The following is a 1,447-nucleotide window of genomic DNA, read 5'->3' as shown; positions in this document are numbered from 1 at the left end:
ACCTCGGAAAAGGCATCAATTTGATTCTCCAAATGAAGTATATTTACAATTATTAAACAATAATCAGGAATTCGCATTAATTAATTGAATCCACCAATTCTAATCATGAAAAAATTTATAATTCCATTTCTTTGCATTGCATTACCATCTTTTGCTCAAGAAAAAAAAGAACAAAAATTAGACTTATCTTTTTCCTATGGGATTTCCCATATTAATTATTCTAACTATTCTGAGACATCACCACTAAAGCTTGAATTACCAAAATTTGGTTCATTTTTAGAATTTAACGCAGATTATAAATTACCTAAAAATAGATTTATTGGTGTAGGTTTTGCGAAACAGCAACATTCAAAAAATATTGATGATGGCATTGTCATTAATAGTAATAACAGCGGAATAGTATTAGATAATTACAACAATACACACACTAAAAACTTTTATGATATTCACTTTCGAACCGCTTTTAAAAACAATATTCAGTTCACTCTCGGCGTATTTTTCTTTATAGAAAACTTAAATACTAACACTATTACATTTGATGACACAAATACTTATTTTGTACTTAATAACGAAAAAAATCGAGCAGACAATTTGGGATTATTTGGATCTTTAGAATACTATTTCAAACTCAATAGTTATGCTGAACTGGGTTTAAAAAGTAAATTATACTATTCATTAAATGGTGTTGAAACTATTGCTGTTTTACCTACTTTAAGAGTTAAATTATAACGTAACAATTGTCTTCTGTTGTTTAGTAGATTTACAAGAAAAATGCAGTAATAATGCTATTTTACAACATAAAAATGGTGATGACTAAGTCATTTTTTTACATCAAACTGTTTAATTTCAAAAAAAACATTTTTAATATCTTCTCAGCTCCTGAGTTTTATAAAACCGATACAAATGGTCGTATATCAAGAGCTCATATTGCCGTTGGCGTGACGTAAACTGTCGATTAACCATCATGTGAATATGGCTGCTTAAAAAATCAAAAAGAGGAATCTCCAACTGACTTTTTATGTTGGAACTTAACAAAGCAATTTCTGATATTTTAGTTTCTATGAAGGGAGTTAATACTTCAAATGGCAAGTCTGTTTTGCCTAGTAGCTCCGCAGTAATTTCTACTTCACGCTTGCGGTATTGGGTATCTAGTCCCTTATTTGTGGCCGCATCGGCATTAAATTCTTTTTTAAAATTCATTTGTAACCGGCGCATCAATTCATGTTTTTCAGACATTGATAACTGAAAACTTTCTAAAAAATGACGAATAGTATACAGCCCAAACAGTAGTTGAGTTGCCACCTCAAAATTGGGTTTGTACATTAAATACGCTACAATCAACTCACTGTGATTATGCTGCGACCTATTCGCGATGCAACTTTTTTAGAAACTTAAGATAGTTTTTTAAGTTTTCATTTCTATTTTCTAGGCTAAAATCGGAAATAAC

At 30.0% G+C, this 1,447-nt stretch carries 2 protein-coding genes; one reads left to right on the top strand and one right to left on the bottom strand.

Features of this window, described 5'->3' with window-relative positions; genetic code table 11:
* The first annotated feature begins 105 nt into the window (after positions 1-105).
* Positions 106-729, top strand: a complete 624-nt coding sequence (locus BUC11_RS16525; RefSeq protein ID WP_073355797.1) for a hypothetical protein — start codon at positions 106-108, stop codon at positions 727-729.
* Positions 730-861: 132 nt separating this feature from the next.
* Here BUC11_RS16525 and BUC11_RS16520 read toward each other — a convergent pair whose 3' ends face one another.
* Positions 862-1,374: a thiopeptide-type bacteriocin biosynthesis protein gene (locus tag BUC11_RS16520; protein ID WP_139259558.1), complete on the bottom strand. Its 513-nt coding sequence runs from the start codon at positions 1,372-1,374 to the stop codon at positions 862-864.
* Positions 1,375-1,447 lie beyond the last annotated feature (73 nt).

Origin of the sequence: Flavobacterium xanthum, assembly GCF_900142695.1 — a bacterium.
Classification (GTDB): domain Bacteria; phylum Bacteroidota; class Bacteroidia; order Flavobacteriales; family Flavobacteriaceae; genus Flavobacterium; species Flavobacterium xanthum.
This window is presented reverse-complemented; position numbering and strand designations above follow the sequence as displayed.

Bases quoted from the DNA above. Each gene is read 5' to 3' on its own strand.
- BUC11_RS16525 (WP_073355797.1), top strand. From the start codon at position 106: ATGAAAAAATTTATAATTCCATTTCTTTGCATTGCATTACCATCTTTT.